Origin of the sequence: Paraburkholderia sediminicola (assembly GCF_046026855.1) — a bacterium.
GTDB classification, from domain to species: Bacteria; Pseudomonadota; Gammaproteobacteria; order Burkholderiales; family Burkholderiaceae; genus Paraburkholderia; species Paraburkholderia sediminicola_A.
The window spans coordinates 14,852-30,247 of the sequence record NZ_JAQQET010000034.1 but is presented as its reverse complement, the minus strand read 5'-3'; the positions used below and the strand labels follow the sequence as shown (position 1 = coordinate 30,247).

Here is a 15,396-nt window from a genome sequence, read left to right as displayed (position 1 = left end):
CCCGACAGGATCGATCCACCGCCTTGAAGACCACTCAGCAGCATCTGGAATTCACCGCACCGCGCGACGACAACGCGCGGCTCGCCAACCTCTGCGGACCGCTCGACGAGAATCTGCGGCAGATCGAGCAGGCGCTCGACGTGACGCTGCAACGCCGTGGCCACCGCATCACGATTCGCGGGCGCGGCGCGAAACTCGCGCTCACCGCGCTCGAAAAGTTCTACAACAACTCGCAGGCGCCGCTGTCGGTCGACGACATTCAGCTCGCGCTCGTCGAAGTGCGTCAGCCGGCACGGCATCGCACGAACGGCAACAGTCATGGCCACGTCGATGAAACCGTCGACTCGCGCTTTCCGGGCAATCCGGATCATCCGTTCGACCAGCCAGCCGACAACGGCGACGAAGACCTCGAAGAACTCGGCCCGAAGCTGTACACGCGGCGCGCCGATCTGCGCGGCCGCACGCCGGCGCAACGCGAGTATCTGAAGCAGATCATTGCGCATGACGTGACCTTCGGCGTCGGTCCGGCGGGTACAGGCAAGACGTATCTGGCCGTGGCTTGCGCGGTGGACGCGCTGGAGCGCGATCAGGTCAAACGCATCGTGCTGACGCGTCCGGCCGTCGAAGCGGGCGAACGCCTCGGCTTTTTGCCGGGCGATCTGGCACAGAAGGTGGATCCGTATCTGCGTCCTTTGTATGACGCGCTGTACGACCTGCTCGGCTTCGACAAGACCGCCAAAATGTTCGAGCGGCAGATGATCGAAATCGCACCGCTCGCGTACATGCGCGGCCGCACGCTGAATCACGCGTTCATCATCCTCGACGAGGCGCAGAACACCACGCCCGAACAGATGAAAATGTTCCTCACCCGGATCGGCTTCGGCTCAAAAGCGGTGGTTACCGGTGACACGACCCAGGTCGACTTGCCGCGCGGGGCGAAGAGCGGGCTGATCGAAGCACAGCAGGTCCTCGCGGACGTGCGCGGCATTGCGCTCACGCGCTTTACCAGCGCGGACGTGGTGCGGCATCCGCTGGTCGCGCGAATTGTGGAGGCGTACGATGCGCATTCGCAGAAGACCGCCAATCCGGCGGATTCCCGCTAATTCGCGGCGCGATTTGCGTCATTAATATTTGCGTTGAATTCCACTGGATATGCCGCAGCAACCCAAGCAACAAATCGACACCGCATGAGCCGCGCACCGAAACTAACGTTGAATCTGCAATTCCCGGCCGCCAAAGCCTGGCCGGAACACAAGGCGCTGCTGCCGCGCGCCACCGTGGCCGGCTGGATCAAGGCGGCGCTCTTCGCAGACGGTGAGCTGACCGTGCGTTTCGTCGACGCCGAAGAAGGCCGTACGCTGAACCGCACCTATCGCGGCAAGGATTATTCGACCAACGTGCTGACGTTTGCGTATGCCGAATCGGAAGACGATCCGGTGACGGGCGACCTGATCCTGTGCTGTCCAGTGGTGGAAAAAGAAGCCGCCGAGCAGGGCAAGCCGCTCCTCGCGCACTACGCGCATCTGCTGGTGCACGGCGCCCTCCATGCGCAAGGCTACGACCATGAGGTCGAGGAAGAAGCCGAGGAGATGGAAGCGATCGAAACCGAAATCCTCGGCAAGCTCGGTTTCCCGGATCCTTATCAATAGTCTTTGCCGTCATCGTCAGAAACCACCGTGAGCACTTCGTCCCCTGAAGCCGATACCCAAAGCACGCCTTGCCCGGACTATCCGCCCGCGCTCGGTGAATCGCGGCTGCTGACGGCGGAGGAGTTACGCGCGTCGCTTGAATGCACGTTGCGCGACTGGGACCGAAAGAGCGATCTGTGGCTGTTCGGCTATGGTTCGCTGATCTGGAATCCCGGTCTGCCCACCGTCGAAGCGGCCCGCTCGAAGGTGCATGGCTACCACCGCGGACTGTATCTGTGGTCGCGCGTGAATCGCGGCACCCCTGAACAACCAGGCCTCGTACTTGCGCTGGATCGCGGCGGCTCGTGCTCCGGCATTGCCTTCCGCCTCGCCGCCGAGGGTGCGATGCCGCATCTGGAAGCATTGTGGCGCCGTGAAATGCCGATGGGTTCATACCGCCCGGCGTGGCTGCCCTGCGTGCTCGCCGACGGCCGGCGCGTCGACGCGCTCGCGTTCGTGATGCGCCGCGACGTGCCAACCTACACCGGCAAGCTGCGCGACGAGGTGGTCAAAACCGTGTTTGGCTGCGCATGCGGCCGCTACGGCACCACGCTCGACTACGTCAGCCGCACCGTCCATGCGCTGCGCGAAAGCGGCATGCCCGACCGCGCGCTCGAAGCGCTGCTCGAGCGTTGCCGCGAAGAAAGCCGTGAAGCGGGTCGCGAAGCTGACTCGTCAAGCCCAGACCAGCAAGCGCAGTCCGAGACCAGCAAATAAGCACTCCCCGCCACGTCGCCGTGCCGACACCGCACGGCAGCCGTAAGGCGCGCTTTTTTGCTCGAAAACGCTTTTCCTCTCGTAATCAGTTAGGATTGACCTACGCCCGCCGCACGCGGCCGGGCAGTTTTGTCACATCAACTCATCGCCCAGCCAGGCAGGACACGGTCCTGCCATGTGCCTGGTGTATCCTTAATGCTCTGCAACAGCGCGCCCAGTCTCGCCGGGCGCACTACCATGAACGACACGTATCCCAGTCGACGACAAACCGACAAACCGCAAGAAAAGCGCTCACTCCTCGAGCGTTTGACCGACTTCATCTCGCCCGAGCCCGACTCGCGCGCAGAACTCCTGGAAATCCTGCAGGACGCGCACGAGCGCAACCTGATCGACGCCGACTCGCTGTCGATGATCGAGGGCGTGTTCCAGGTGTCCGAACTCAGCGCACGCGACATCATGGTGCCGCGCGCGCAAATGGACGCGATCAACATCGCGGACAATCCCGCCGAATTCATCCCCTACGTGCTGGAGAAAGCGCACTCGCGCTATCCGGTCTTCGAAGGCAATCGCGACAACATCATCGGCGTGCTGCTCGCGAAAGACCTGCTGCGCTACTACGCTGAAGACGAATTCGACGTGCGCGGCATGCTGCGCCCGGCCGTCTTCATTCCGGAGTCGAAGCGCCTGAACGTGCTGCTGCACGACTTCCGCGTGAATCGCAATCACCTCGCGGTGGTGGTCGACGAATACGGCGGCGTGGCCGGCCTGATCACGATCGAAGACGTGCTGGAACAGATCGTCGGCGATATTGAAGACGAGTACGACTTCGACGAGGAAAGCGGCAACATCATCGCCTCGCCGGACGGGCGCTTCCGCGTGCGCGCGCTCACCGAAATCGAGCAGTTCAACGAAGCCTTCGGCACCCACTATTCGGACGACGAAGTCGATACGATCGGCGGTCTCGTCACGCACCATTTCGGACGGGTGCCGCATCGTGGCGAAAAAGTCCGCCTTGACGATCTGATCTTCGAGATTCTGCGCGGCGACGCCCGCCAGATTCACATGCTGCTGGTGCGCCGCGACCCGCTCGCCGGCCAGCGCGAGCGCGAAGCACAGCACGTGCAGACCTGATCCGCTTCTTTTCTTCGCTTCTTCAACTCCTCACGCCGACCGCGCAACAATGGCCGACCCGATTACTTCCCGTTCGCGCCGCGGCGTGAGTGCCCCTGCCGCCCGAGAAACACGCGGCCGTGCATTGCCCCGCTGGCATTACCTCGTCGCACTGGTCGCCGGTGCGGCCAACACGCTGTCGTTCGCGCCAACGCCGCATGGCGGCTGGCTCGAACTCGTGATCTTCGTGTTCTTCTTCGCATGGCTCACGCGGACGACCGGCTGGAAAAGTGCCGCGTTGACCGGCGGTGCTTTCGGCTTCGGCAACTTCGTCACGGGCGTGTGGTGGCTGTACGTCAGCATGCACTACTACGGTGGCATGGCCGCACCGCTCGCGGGCGCGGCGGTCGGGCTGTTTTCGCTATATCTGGCGGTGTATCCGGCGCTCGCTGCAGGCGTCTGGTCGTTCTGCGCGGGTCACGCACGCAACGGTGCGTCAGACACCGACAAACCGTTCTCGCCGACCTGGCACGGCACGCTGGCTTTTGCGAGCGCATGGGCAATCGGTGAATGGTTGCGCGGCACCGTGTTCACGGGCTTTCCGTGGCTCGCGAGCGGGTACGCGCAGGTGGACGGCCCGTTCGCCGGATTTGCGCCGGTAGCGGGCGTGTACGGCGTCGGCTGGATGCTGGCGTTGGTGGCGGCGTTGATCGTGCAGGCGCTGGCGCCGTTGCTGGCTTCGCGCGCGCAGCTCGATGCCACCGACGGCGGCAATGCGGGAAATACGGCGAATGGGGCTAAACGCAGTATCGCGCGCGTCGCGGTGCCAGGCGGAATCGCGATTGTGCTGATCGCGGTAGGCCTGCTGCTGCCGCTCGTGCAATGGACACTGCCCGCCAACGCGCCGCTGACGGTGCGCCTCCTGCAAGGCAACGTCAAACAGGAAATGAAGTTCGAAGAAGCCGGCATGCGCGCCGCGATCGACCAGTATCAGCAGATGATCACGTCGAAGCCAGCTGACCTGATCGTCACGCCGGAAACCGCCATTCCGGTGCTCGCACAGCAATTGCCGCCGCAGTTCGCGTCGGCGGTGCGCACCTTCTCAGATACGACTGGCACTGCGATTCTGTTCGGTGCGATCGGCGGCACGATCACGCCGGAAGGCCAGGTGATCGACTATACGAACAGCCTGTTCGGCGTCACGCCGGGCACCCGCGACGTGTATCGCTACGACAAACACCATCTCGTGCCGTTCGGCGAATTCGTACCGTGGGGCTTCCACTGGTTCGTGAATCTGATGAGCATTCCGCTCGGCGATTTCGCGCGCGGCGCACCGGTGCAGAAACCGTTCATCGTGCACAACCAGCCGGTGGCCGTCGACATCTGCTATGAAGATATTTTTGGCGAGGAGATCGCGCGGAACATCCGCGAGAGCGACACGCCGGCGGGCGTGCTGGTCAACTCGACTAACCTCGCCTGGTTCGGCAACACGATCGCGCTGGATCAGCACCTGCAGATTGCGCGCATGCGGTCGCTGGAAACCGGCCGGCCGATGCTGCGCGCAACCAATACCGGCATGACGGCCGCGATCGATGCGACCGGCAAGGTGATAGGACGCCTGACGCCGTACACGATCGGTTCGCTCGATGTGACGGTGCAAGGGACCTCGGGCAGCACGCCTTACGTGACGAGCGGCAACAACACGGTGCTGGCGGTTTCGTTGCTGCTGCTGGCGTTCGGGTTTGCGTTTGGGCCGGGGATTATGCGGCGTCAAAACGGCAAGAAATAACCGGCGACAAACCGTGTGACTGTGTGCATAGCGTTTATACGCGAATACGTCGTGATGAATCGCAGCACAAAACCCGCCCAATAGAAAAACGCGCGCTCCGGAACACCGTGAGCGCGTGCTTATAAAGAATCGGGTTTTACTGATTCGAAGCGATCCGCTGCTGAATATGCTGTGCGCGTGCCGGCGAAGACGGATGCGAACTCAACATACTCGACTTACCGCCGTCCAGTTGCGAGAGCTTGTTGAACGCCGTCACCAATCCCGACGGATCGAGATTCTTCTTTTTCTGCAGGTCGAACGAATAATCGTCCGCGGCACTTTCCTGGGTTTGCGAGAACTGCGCATTAATCAGCTTCTCGGAGAAATCGCCGAGCTGTGAACCGGACAACGACCCCGCCACGCCACCCGCCGACGATGCCACCGAGCGCGCCGCCGAGGTCGCGTACGCCACCTGCATCGCCTTCTTCGTATGGCCGAGTGCGACGTGGCCCATTTCATGGCCGACCACGCCGCGCACTTCGTTGTCGTTCATCATGTCCATCAGACCGCTATAGACACGCACGCAACCATTTGCCATCGCCCATGCATTCACGTCCTTGGTGACATACACCTTGTAGTTCACCGGCACGCCATTGATGTTATTGCCCAGTTGCGTGGCGATTTTGTTCAGACGTTTCTGGTACTTGCTGCTCGGGGCGGCAATCTGATTTTCGCTATCCAACTGCGCACACGACTTGTCGGTCAGCGCGCGCACGTCAGCGTCGCTTAATGTGGCGGCCTGAGCGGCCTGCTGGCCGGACTGGATCAACGCGGTCGGATTGACGTTGCTGATGTTCGAGCACGCAGCAAGCAATGCGCAGGCGGAAGCGGCAATGACAAAGCGGTACGGTTTCATGGTGGAAGTCTCTTTTGCGGACGTTATTAATGTCGACGGCGCCATCAATGCACCGCCATTCGCAATGGCTGCATATCACCGGAGAAAAACTCCGTGTATGTCGATTACATAAACCATTGCACCACGCGACAGACAAAAAAATGCGCCTGACGAGCAGGCGCATTTTTACCACAAACGTAAGCTTATATTCATGATTCTGGAAGCTTCAATGACATCATTTTGCAATCTGGCAGAAATTGCAGGCGGCGTGATCCAGACAACCGCACCGTCAGGCAACCGCGAACACTTGGCTCAATTCGCCGGCGCCGTGTCAATAAACGACTGACGCAGCGACAGCTTCTGAAAATGCTTATCCAGATTCAGATACCCTTCGCGCCAGTTCAACTCAGGCATGCGGAAATCGAGGTAGCCCAGCGCGCAACCCACTGCAATGTCCGCGAGTGTGTAGTGATTGCCCGTGCACCACGGCTTGCTGTCCAAGCCCTGCGACATCGCGATCAGGCCTTCGTCGATCTTGCGTTGCTGCCGCGCGACCCACGCGTCCACGCGCTGCTCGGGCGTGCGCTGGGTGCTTTCGAGGCGAATCAGCACCGCGGCGTCAAGGATGCCGTCAGCGAGCGCTTCCCAGCAGCGCACTTCGACGCGCTCGCGGCCCGACGGCGGAATCAGCTTGCCAACCGGCGACAGCGTATCGACGTATTCGCAGATCACCCGCGAGTCGAACACCGCTTCACCGTCTTCCATCACGAGGCACGGCACCTTGCCGAGCGGATTGAAGGTGTGAATCGTGGTCTCCGGCGCCCAGACGTTCTCGGGCACGAGTTCGTAGTCGATCTTCTTGTCGGCCAGAACGATCCGCGCTTTGCGCACGAACGGGCTGGCGAGCGAACCGATGAGTTTCATCATTACCATCTGCCTTTTCTTGAATTCGGCGAAAGTATAAGTGGTCGGCGGCATTCCCGAGCACAGCGCAGTCGCTTCGCAAGCCGCATGGATGCTCGCTGTGGATGGATTGCAACATTGCCGCGACGCTCACGCGCCGTCTACCCGGCCGAATGGCTAACGCGGTTGAGGTGACCACCTTCTCACCGCCAGTATCCGCGCAAAATAAGTCTCCGCATTGGGCGCTACAATCGCAAGATGAACCAGCTTACCGAACCCTCCATCGCCATCGACGTCTACCGCACGCGCCGCGAGCGCGTACTCGCCGCGCTGCGCGCAGCGGGCGGGGGCGTCGCCATCGTCCCCACCGCGCCGGAAAAGGTGCGCAACCGGGACGCCGACTACCCCTACCGGCACGATAGCTACTTCTACTATCTGACCGGCTTCAGCGAGCCTGATGCGCTGCTGGTGCTCGACGCAAGCGCGGCGTCTGGCGAGCCGGTTTCGATCCTGTTCTGTCGCGAGAAGAATGTCGAGCGCGAAACGTGGGAAGGTTTCCGTTTCGGGCCGGACGGCGCGCGCGAGGTGTTCGGCTTCGACGCCGCCTTCGCCGTGAGCGAAGTCGATACGCAACTGCCGCGCATTCTCGCTGACAAGCCCTCGCTGCACTACGCGCTCGGCACGTCGGCGGAACTGGACGAACAGGTGCGCGGCTGGCTCGACGCAGTGCGTGCACAAGGCCGCGGCGGCGTCGCCGCCCCCACCGTTGCGTGTGACCTGATCCCGTTGCTCGACGACATGCGGCTCTTCAAAGATGCCCACGAACTCGCCATCATGCGCCGCGCAGGACAGATTTCCGCGCAGGCGCATCGCCGCACCATGGCTGCCTGCCGCCCAGGCGTGCGCGAGTACGAACTCGAAGCCGAACTGCTCTACACGTTCCGCAAATTCGGCGCGCAGGCACCGGCTTACACGTCGATCGTCGCTGCGGGCGCCAACGCCTGCGTGCTGCACTACCCGGCCGGCAATGCGATTGCCCAGGACGGCGATCTGATCCTGATCGACGCCGCCTGCGAACTCGACGGCTACGCATCCGACATCACCCGCACCTTCCCCGCAAGCGGCCGCTTCACGCCGGCGCAGCGCGAGCTGTACGACATCGTGCTGGCCGCGCAGCAGGCTGCCGTCGACGCTACCCGCGCCGGCGCCACCTTCGACGATCCGCACCAGGCCGCCCTGCGCGTGCTGTCGCAAGGCTTGCTCGACACCGGCATCATCGACCGCACGAAGTTCGCCTCGGTTGACGACGTGATCGCCGAGCGCGCCTATGCGCCGTTCTATATGCACCGTACCGGCCACTGGATCGGCATGGACGTGCACGATGTCGGCGACTATCGCGAACGAGGCGCCCCGCGCGACGAAGCGGGCGCGCTACCGTGGCGCACGCTGCAGGTGGGGATGACGCTGACCATCGAGCCCGGTCTGTATATCCGTCCGACCGAAGGCGTGCCCGAGCGCTACTGGAACATCGGCATCCGCATCGAGGACGACGCGATCGTCACGCCGGCCGGTTGCGAGCTGATCACGCGCGACGCCCCGGTGGCGGCCAACGAGATCGAGGCGCTGATGCAGGAAGCCCGCGCGGCCCAGGAAGCTGGCGACTGACCCAGAAGCGCCCCAGAAGCAACCCAGGCAGTAACCCAAGGAAGTAACCCGCAATGAACGACGTTTCCCAGTCGACGGTGATTCTGAAACCCGCCGCGTCCGACCATCCGTTCGATTTCGACGTGACGATCGTCGGCGCCGGGCCGGTCGGGCTGGCGCTTGCCGGCTGGCTGGCGCGCCGCAGCGCGACGCAGGCGCTGAAGATCGCGCTGATCGACGCGCGCGAGCCGGAAGATTCCATTGCCGATCCACGCGCGATCGCCGTGTCGCACGGCAGCCGGATGATTCTCGAACCGCTTAGCTGGCCCGCGGACGCTACCGCGATCCAGCGCATCCACGTGTCTCAGCGCGGCCACTTCGGCCGCACGCTGATCGACCACAGCGAGCACGGCTTGCCGGCGCTCGGCTACGTGCTGCGTTATGGCTCGATCGTGCATGGTCTCGCCGACGCGGTTCACGCGACGTCCGTGCACTGGTTCCGCTCCACTTCCGCCGCGGCGCCGGCTCAGGATCTCGACGGCGTCACGCTGCCAATCGAAACCGCGGGCGTCACACGCAATCTGCGCACGCGGATTCTGGTGAATGCCGAAGGCGGCCTGTTTGGCGACCAGAAAACAGCGAGGAGCGCTGGCCACAGCGACGGCGGCGGTACGCGTGATTACGGGCAAACCGCGCTGGTCGGCACGGTCAGCGTCTCGGCGCCGCAACCGCATGTGGCGTGGGAGCGCTTCACGTCGCAAGGGCCGATCGCGCTGCTGCCGATGGGCGGTGTGCGCGGCGCGAATTACGCGCTGGTCTGGTGCTGCGCACCCGACGAAGCGGCACGACGCGCGCAGCTCCCGGACGAGGAGTTCCTGCGCGAACTCGGTGCCGCATTCGGCAACCGCATGGGCAGTTTTACGCAAATAAAAGGACGCGCGTCGTTCCCGCTGGGACTCAACGCGGTCGATACGCTTGTGAAGGGCCATGTCGTCGCAATCGGCAATGCGGCACAGACACTGCATCCGGTCGCGGGCCAAGGGCTGAATCTCGGTCTGCGCGACGCGCATGCGCTCGCCGATGCTTTGTCGGCGGAAGGTCCCACTCCGCTCGCACTAGCGAAGTTCGCGCAACGCCGCGCGCTCGACCGGCGCCTGACGATCGGCGCGACCGACACACTCGCACGTCTTTTCACTGTCGACTTCGCGCCGCTTGCCACCTTGCGCGGCCTCGCCCTCACTGCGCTCGAATTCGTGCCGCCGGTGAAAACCGCGCTGGCGCGGCAAATGATGTTCGGTCAACGCCGCTGAGCGCGCCACCCGGTCGCGCCCCACAGCCTCTGCAAGCTTTTTAGGCACCACAATCAGGCATTTAGGCGAAGCCGCGCGAGCGGTGCCGGCTCTATGAACCGGACCACTTTCATAGAAGATTTAATGAGTTACGACAGAGGCAAGTCGGGTGTCGGCTATCTGTTAACGCTAAAATAGCTGTTTTCCCTCGCATTTCGCGAATGCGCCGATTGACAGAAATTGAACAATCGGTCGCAGGCGCGTCCTAGTCATGCCCACTCTCGGCTCCCACAATCTGCGTAATAACCTGTTCGTCGCCCCCATGGCCGGCGTGACCGACCGGCCGTTCCGGCAGTTGTGCAAACGGCTGGGCGCGGGCTATGCGGTGTCGGAAATGGTCGCCTCGAACGCGCAGCTGTGGAAAAGTGAAAAGACCATGCGCCGTGCCAACCACACGGGCGAGGTCGAGCCGATCGCCGTGCAGATCGCAGGCGCCGATCCGGCCATGATGGCCGAAGCGGCACGTTACAACGTGGCGAACGGCGCGCAGATCATCGACATCAACATGGGCTGCCCGGCCAAGAAAGTGTGCAACGTGGCCGCGGGTTCTGCCTTGCTGCAGAACGAACCGTTGGTACAGCGCATCGTCGAGGCGGTCGTAGGCGCCGTGGGTATCGGGCCTGATGCCGTGCCCGTCACGCTGAAGATCCGCACGGGCTGGGACCGCGACAACAAGAACGCGCTCTCGGTCGCGCGTCTGGCGGAGGCCGCCGGCATCTCCATGCTGACCGTGCATGGCCGCACGCGCGCCGACCTGTATCACGGCGACGCCGAATACGAGACCATCGCTGCCGTTAAAGCGGCGGTGCGCATTCCGGTGGTCGCCAATGGCGACATAACGTCGCCGCAAAAAGCCCGCGAAGTGCTCGCCGCCACCGGCGCCGACGCCATCATGATCGGCCGCGCCGCACAGGGGCGTCCGTGGCTGTTCCGCGAGATCGAGCATTTCCTGCAAACGGGCGAATTGCTGCTGCCGCCGCGCATCGACGAAATCCAGCAGGTGATGAACGAGCATCTCGAAGATCACTACGCGTTCTACGGCGAATTTACGGGCGTACGCACAGCGCGCAAGCATATCGGCTGGTACACTCGCGGCCTTTCTGGCGCCAACGTGTTCCGGCACCGCATGAATACGCTGGACACCACGCGCGAACAACTCCTCGCCGTCAACGAGTTCTTCGACGCCCAAAAGGCGATCTCCGAGCGCCTCGTCTACGTCGACGAGACGCTCACCAAGAACGACGGCGAGCCGGACCATACCGACCGACTAGCAGCATGAGCAAGAACAATATCGAACAATCTGTCCGCGACAGCCTGGGGATGTATTTCCAGGATCTCGACGGCTCCAATCCGCATGACGTCTACGACATGGTCATTTCATGCGTAGAAAAACCATTGCTCGAAGTGGTGCTCGAGCAGGCCGGCGGCAACCAGTCGCTGGCCGCCGAGTATCTCGGCATCAACCGCAATACGCTGCGCAAGAAACTGCAACAGCACGGCCTCTTGTAGCTCGTTGTAGCTCGTTTTAGTTTCTTTTGCGCCCTGCCACGTTTCCCTTCGGCTTTTCGTCTTCATCATGATCAAGCAAGCGCTCATCTCCGTTTCCGACAAGTCCGGCATCGTCGACTTCGCCAAGTCGCTGTCGGACCTCGGCGTCAAGATCCTGTCGACCGGCGGCACCGCGAAACTCCTCGCGGACGCGGGTCTGTCCGTCACCGAAGTCGCCGACTACACGGGCTTCCCGGAAATGCTGGACGGGCGCGTGAAAACGCTGCATCCGAAGGTGCACGGCGGCATTCTCGCGCGCCGCGACCTGCCGGAACACATGGCAGCGCTTGAAAAGCACGACATCCCGACGATCGACCTGCTGGTCGTGAATCTGTATCCGTTCGTGCAGACCGTGTCGAAAGAAGAGTGCTCGCTCGAAGACGCGATCGAGAACATCGACATTGGCGGCCCGACCATGCTGCGCTCGGCCGCGAAGAATCATCGCGACGTGACGGTGGTGGTCGATCCGGCCGACTACGCGGTCGTGCTCGACGAAATGCGCGCGAACAGCAACGCGGTGTCGTACAAGACGAATTTCCGTCTGGCCACCAAGGTGTTCGCGCACACCGCGCAGTACGACGGCGCGATCACGAACTACCTGACAAGCCTGACCGACGAACTGCAACATTCGTCGCGCAATGCTTACCCGGCTACGTTCAACCTGGCTTTCAACAAGGTGCAGGATCTGCGCTACGGCGAAAACCCGCACCAGAGCGCCGCGTTTTACCGCGACCTGTCGGTGCCCGCAGGCGCGCTGGCGAACTACAGCCAGTTGCAAGGCAAGGAACTCTCGTACAACAACATCGCCGATTCCGATGCAGCGTGGGAATGCGTGAAGACGTTCGACGTGCCGGCCTGCGTGATCGTCAAGCACGCGAATCCGTGCGGCGTGGCCGTGGGTGCGGACGCGAACGAAGCGTATGCGAAGGCGTTCCAGACCGATCCGACCTCGGCGTTCGGTGGCATCATCGCTTTCAACCGTGAAGTCGACGAAACGGCGGCGCAAGCGGTGGCCAGGCAGTTTGTCGAAGTGCTGATCGCACCGTCGTTCAGCGCGGCGGCTCGCCAGGTGTTCGCGGCCAAGCAGAACGTGCGTCTCCTGGAAATCGCTTTGGGCGAAGGCCATAACGCGTTCGATCTGAAGCGCGTCGGCGGCGGTCTGCTGGTGCAATCGCTCGATTCGAAGAACGTGCAACCGCACGAATTGCGCGTAGTCACGAAGCGTCACCCGACGCCGAAGGAAATGGACGATCTGCTGTTCGCGTGGCGCGTCGCGAAGTACGTGAAGTCGAACGCGATCGTGTTCTGCGGCAACGGCATGACGCTCGGCGTCGGCGCGGGCCAGATGAGCCGGGTGGACTCGGCGCGTATTGCGAGCATCAAGGCGCAGAACGCCGGTTTGACCCTGACCGGTTCGGCCGTAGCCTCGGATGCATTCTTCCCGTTCCGTGACGGTCTGGATGTGGTGGTCGCGGCAGGCGCGACCTGCGTGATTCAACCGGGCGGCTCGATGCGTGATGATGAAGTAGTCGGCGCAGCGGACGAGCACAACATCGCGATGGTGTTGACCGGGGTGCGTCACTTCCGGCATTGATTTCGGCTTCGCGGACACCGCCTGGTTCTTTGCGGTGCGGTAGTCGCTAACGTAGCTTGAGCGAAACGGCCCAGTGGAGATTTCCACCGGGCCGTTTTCTTTTGGCACGCCGACCGCCACACAACGCGTTCGTTGTAGTATCGCAAGCACCTGGTTTTTACCGCATGTGCGGCACCTCATGAGAATTCTCGGCATCGACCCCGGCTTGCGCGTGACCGGCTTTGGCGTCATCGATCAAACCGGACACACGCTCAGCTACGTCGCAAGCGGCGTGATCAAAACCGCCGACGCCGATCTGCCATCGCGTCTCGGCACCATTTTCGACGGCATTTCGACACTGATCCGCCAGCATTCGCCGGATCAGTCGGCGATCGAAAAGGTATTCGTCAACGTCAACCCGCAATCCACCCTGCTGCTCGGCCAGGCGCGCGGCGCGGCGATCTGTGGACTGGTGGCGGGCGGCGTGCCGGTCGCGGAATATACGGCGCTGCAGTTGAAGCAGGCTGTGGTCGGTTACGGCCGCGCGACCAAGGAGCAGATGCAGCAGATGGTGGTACGGCTCCTCAACCTCTCCGGCGTGCCCGGCACCGACGCCGCTGACGCCCTCGGCATGGCGATCTGCCACGCGCACAGCGGCTCGACGCTTAGTACGCTGGGCGGCATTGCGCCTTCGCTGGCGAAGAAGGGGCTGCGCGTCAGGCGTGGACGGTTGGTTGGGTAGGCACTCAGTTCCGACTCGCCAGCGCCAACCGGCAAGCTAACCCGGCGAACACGGTCCCCAGCAGATACTGCAGTACCCGCGACGGCCGGCGCCCCGCCGACAGCTTGCGGCTCAACTTGCTCGCCATCAGAATCACCGCGCCGTTCACGCAGAACCCGATCAGATTCAGCACCGTAGCCAACACCATAATCTGCAACGCCACCGAACCCGCTTCGGGCCGCACGAATTGCGGAAACAGCGCGAGCACGAACAGCGCGACTTTGGGATTCAGCAAATTGGTGAAGAGACCCTGCCGGAAAATGCGGCCGACCGGATAACGGCTCATCGACGCATTCGGCGACAGCACCGTACCTTGCGTGCGGAACGTCTTCCAGGCGAGATACAGCAGGTAAGCGGCGCCGGCAAAACGCACGACGTCATAAGCCATCGGTACGGCCAGAAACAGCTGCGACAGACCGAAGGCGGCGGCCAGTGCATGACAGTAAGTGCCAACCAGAATACCCGCCAACGAGGCGAAACCAGCAGGACGTCCCTGGCTCACGCTGCGCGAAGTGATCAGCAACATGTCGGGGCCGGGCGTGGCGGTCAAGGCGAGACACGCGCCGGCAAACAGCGCGAGCGTGGTGAGGCTCAGCATGGAAACTCCTTCTGGGTTGTGCCGGGCGAGAACCCGCCAAAAGGGATCTCAGTCTAGGGGGCTGCAATGCGCGGGTCAACCGCGATTGCGCGTAGTGCGCCGCGACTATTCCGCGCGTTCACTAGCCGCCCCGATCCGGGCTCGCCGCTGCTCAGCGCCCTTTTGCAGGTTACCGCTGCCCTCTCGCTGCGCTACACTCGCCCTTTCTCTCAAGATTGAATCCGCCATGATCGGTCGCATTGCCGGCGTTCTGCTGGAAAAAAACCCGCCGCATCTGCTCGTTGACTGCAATGGCGTCGGCTACGAAGTCGATGTGCCGATGAGCACGTTCTACAACCTGCCGTCGACCGGTGAACGCGTCGTGCTGCTCACGCAAATGATCGTGCGCGAAGACGCGCATCTGCTTTACGGCTTCGGCTCCGCCGACGAACGCTCGACCTTCCGTGAACTGCTGAAGATCACGGGCATCGGCGCGCGCATGGCACTCGCCGTGCTCTCCGGCATGAGCGTGCATGAACTGGCGCAAACGGTCACGATGCAGGACGCGGCGCGTCTCACTCGCGTGCCTGGCATCGGCAAGAAAACCGCTGAGCGGCTGCTCCTCGAACTGAAGGGCAAGATCGGCGCCGACCTGGGCGCGATGGCGGGCGCGGCGTCGGCATCCGACCACGCCTCCGATATCCTGAACGCACTGATCGCATTGGGTTACTCCGAAAAAGAAGCGTTGGCAGCCGTCAAGAACGTGCCGGCGGGCACCGGCGTTTCCGAAGGTATCAAGCTCGCGCTGAAGGCGCTCTCCAAGGGCTGAAGTTAAGGCGGGGG

At 62.9% G+C, this 15,396-nt stretch carries 15 protein-coding genes; 12 read left to right on the top strand and 3 right to left on the bottom strand.

From position 1 onward, the window contains the following. Positions 1-23: 23 nt before the first annotated feature. The 5 genes from PQR40_RS30200 to lnt all read left to right on the top strand — a co-directional run bounded on the left by PQR40_RS30200 (position 24) and on the right by lnt (position 5,304). The gene (locus tag PQR40_RS30200) at positions 24-1,103 is read left to right on the top strand and encodes a PhoH family protein (protein ID WP_408510492.1); all 1,080 of its coding nucleotides are present in this window, start codon (positions 24-26) and stop codon (positions 1,101-1,103) included. A gap of 84 nt (positions 1,104-1,187) precedes the next feature. Further along, complete coding sequence (gene ybeY / locus PQR40_RS30195; protein WP_408231479.1) at positions 1,188-1,649, top strand: rRNA maturation RNase YbeY; 462 nt, start codon at positions 1,188-1,190, stop codon at positions 1,647-1,649. A 27-nt stretch (positions 1,650-1,676) separates the two neighbouring features. Further along, entirely contained in the window at positions 1,677-2,405 is a 729-nt protein-coding gene (locus PQR40_RS30190; protein WP_408510491.1) for a gamma-glutamylcyclotransferase, read from the top strand. A gap of 237 nt (positions 2,406-2,642) precedes the next feature. Continuing rightward, on the top strand, positions 2,643-3,536 hold the full coding sequence (locus tag PQR40_RS30185) for a CorC family transporter (protein ID WP_169485256.1): 894 nt from the start codon (positions 2,643-2,645) through the stop codon (positions 3,534-3,536). 49 nt (positions 3,537-3,585) lie between these two features. Next, positions 3,586-5,304, top strand: coding sequence for an apolipoprotein N-acyltransferase (gene lnt, locus PQR40_RS30180; RefSeq protein ID WP_408339481.1), 1,719 nt, complete (start codon positions 3,586-3,588; stop codon positions 5,302-5,304). 136 nt (positions 5,305-5,440) lie between these two features. Here the strand turns inward: lnt and loiP are convergent, their stop codons facing one another. After that, a complete protein-coding gene (gene loiP / locus PQR40_RS30175) occupies positions 5,441-6,199 on the bottom strand; it encodes a metalloprotease LoiP (protein WP_408231469.1) in 759 nt (252 codons plus the stop codon). Between the two features lie 291 nt (positions 6,200-6,490). Further along, positions 6,491-7,105 (bottom strand): glutathione S-transferase N-terminal domain-containing protein, encoded by a 615-nt coding sequence (locus PQR40_RS30170; protein WP_408231466.1) that lies wholly within the window; start codon positions 7,103-7,105, stop codon positions 6,491-6,493. A 234-nt stretch (positions 7,106-7,339) separates the two neighbouring features. Between PQR40_RS30170 and PQR40_RS30165 the strand changes: the two genes are divergently transcribed. The 6 genes from PQR40_RS30165 to ruvC all read left to right on the top strand — a co-directional run bounded on the left by PQR40_RS30165 (position 7,340) and on the right by ruvC (position 13,937). Next, positions 7,340-8,746 (top strand): aminopeptidase P N-terminal domain-containing protein, encoded by a 1,407-nt coding sequence (locus PQR40_RS30165; RefSeq protein WP_408510490.1) that lies wholly within the window; start codon positions 7,340-7,342, stop codon positions 8,744-8,746. A 53-nt stretch (positions 8,747-8,799) separates the two neighbouring features. Next, entirely contained in the window at positions 8,800-10,035 is a 1,236-nt protein-coding gene (locus PQR40_RS30160) for a UbiH/UbiF/VisC/COQ6 family ubiquinone biosynthesis hydroxylase (protein WP_408231460.1), read from the top strand. A 250-nt stretch (positions 10,036-10,285) separates the two neighbouring features. Then, a complete protein-coding gene (gene dusB / locus PQR40_RS30155; protein ID WP_408231457.1) occupies positions 10,286-11,353 on the top strand; it encodes a tRNA dihydrouridine synthase DusB in 1,068 nt (355 codons plus the stop codon). Continuing rightward, positions 11,350-11,583, top strand: coding sequence for a Fis family transcriptional regulator (locus PQR40_RS30150; protein WP_007180440.1), 234 nt, complete (start codon positions 11,350-11,352; stop codon positions 11,581-11,583). Before dusB ends, PQR40_RS30150 begins: the two co-directional genes overlap by 4 nt. A gap of 67 nt (positions 11,584-11,650) precedes the next feature. Next, complete coding sequence (gene purH / locus PQR40_RS30145; protein ID WP_408231454.1) at positions 11,651-13,216, top strand: bifunctional phosphoribosylaminoimidazolecarboxamide formyltransferase/IMP cyclohydrolase; 1,566 nt, start codon at positions 11,651-11,653, stop codon at positions 13,214-13,216. A 178-nt stretch (positions 13,217-13,394) separates the two neighbouring features. Then, on the top strand, positions 13,395-13,937 hold the full coding sequence (gene ruvC / locus PQR40_RS30140; RefSeq protein WP_408231451.1) for a crossover junction endodeoxyribonuclease RuvC: 543 nt from the start codon (positions 13,395-13,397) through the stop codon (positions 13,935-13,937). Positions 13,938-13,941: 4 nt separating this feature from the next. Here ruvC and PQR40_RS30135 read toward each other — a convergent pair whose 3' ends face one another. Continuing rightward, positions 13,942-14,574: a LysE family translocator gene (locus PQR40_RS30135; RefSeq protein WP_408510489.1), complete on the bottom strand. Its 633-nt coding sequence runs from the start codon at positions 14,572-14,574 to the stop codon at positions 13,942-13,944. A 226-nt stretch (positions 14,575-14,800) separates the two neighbouring features. On the opposite strand from PQR40_RS30135, the gene ruvA reads away from it, so the two are divergent. After that, positions 14,801-15,382 (top strand): Holliday junction branch migration protein RuvA, encoded by a 582-nt coding sequence (gene ruvA / locus PQR40_RS30130; protein WP_408231446.1) that lies wholly within the window; start codon positions 14,801-14,803, stop codon positions 15,380-15,382. The last annotated feature ends 14 nt before the right edge of the window (positions 15,383-15,396 follow it).

Excerpts from the sequence above, each read along its gene's own strand:
- PQR40_RS30150 (WP_007180440.1), top strand. The coding sequence starts at position 11,350 with ATGAGCAAGAACAATATCGAACAATCTGTCCGCGACAGCCTGGGGATG.
- PQR40_RS30165 (WP_408510490.1), top strand. The coding sequence starts at position 7,340 with ATGAACCAGCTTACCGAACCCTCCATCGCCATCGACGTCTACCGCACG.
- loiP (WP_408231469.1), bottom strand. The coding sequence starts at position 6,199 with ATGAAACCGTACCGCTTTGTCATTGCCGCTTCCGCCTGCGCATTGCTT.
- lnt (WP_408339481.1), top strand. The coding sequence starts at position 3,586 with ATGGCCGACCCGATTACTTCCCGTTCGCGCCGCGGCGTGAGTGCCCCT.
- dusB (WP_408231457.1), top strand. The coding sequence starts at position 10,286 with ATGCCCACTCTCGGCTCCCACAATCTGCGTAATAACCTGTTCGTCGCC.
- ruvC (WP_408231451.1), top strand. The coding sequence starts at position 13,395 with ATGAGAATTCTCGGCATCGACCCCGGCTTGCGCGTGACCGGCTTTGGC.
- PQR40_RS30170 (WP_408231466.1), bottom strand. The coding sequence starts at position 7,105 with ATGATGAAACTCATCGGTTCGCTCGCCAGCCCGTTCGTGCGCAAAGCG.
- purH (WP_408231454.1), top strand. The coding sequence starts at position 11,651 with ATGATCAAGCAAGCGCTCATCTCCGTTTCCGACAAGTCCGGCATCGTC.
- PQR40_RS30135 (WP_408510489.1), bottom strand. The coding sequence starts at position 14,574 with ATGCTGAGCCTCACCACGCTCGCGCTGTTTGCCGGCGCGTGTCTCGCC.
- ruvA (WP_408231446.1), top strand. The coding sequence starts at position 14,801 with ATGATCGGTCGCATTGCCGGCGTTCTGCTGGAAAAAAACCCGCCGCAT.
- ybeY (WP_408231479.1), top strand. The coding sequence starts at position 1,188 with ATGAGCCGCGCACCGAAACTAACGTTGAATCTGCAATTCCCGGCCGCC.
- PQR40_RS30160 (WP_408231460.1), top strand. The coding sequence starts at position 8,800 with ATGAACGACGTTTCCCAGTCGACGGTGATTCTGAAACCCGCCGCGTCC.
- PQR40_RS30185 (WP_169485256.1), top strand. The coding sequence starts at position 2,643 with ATGAACGACACGTATCCCAGTCGACGACAAACCGACAAACCGCAAGAA.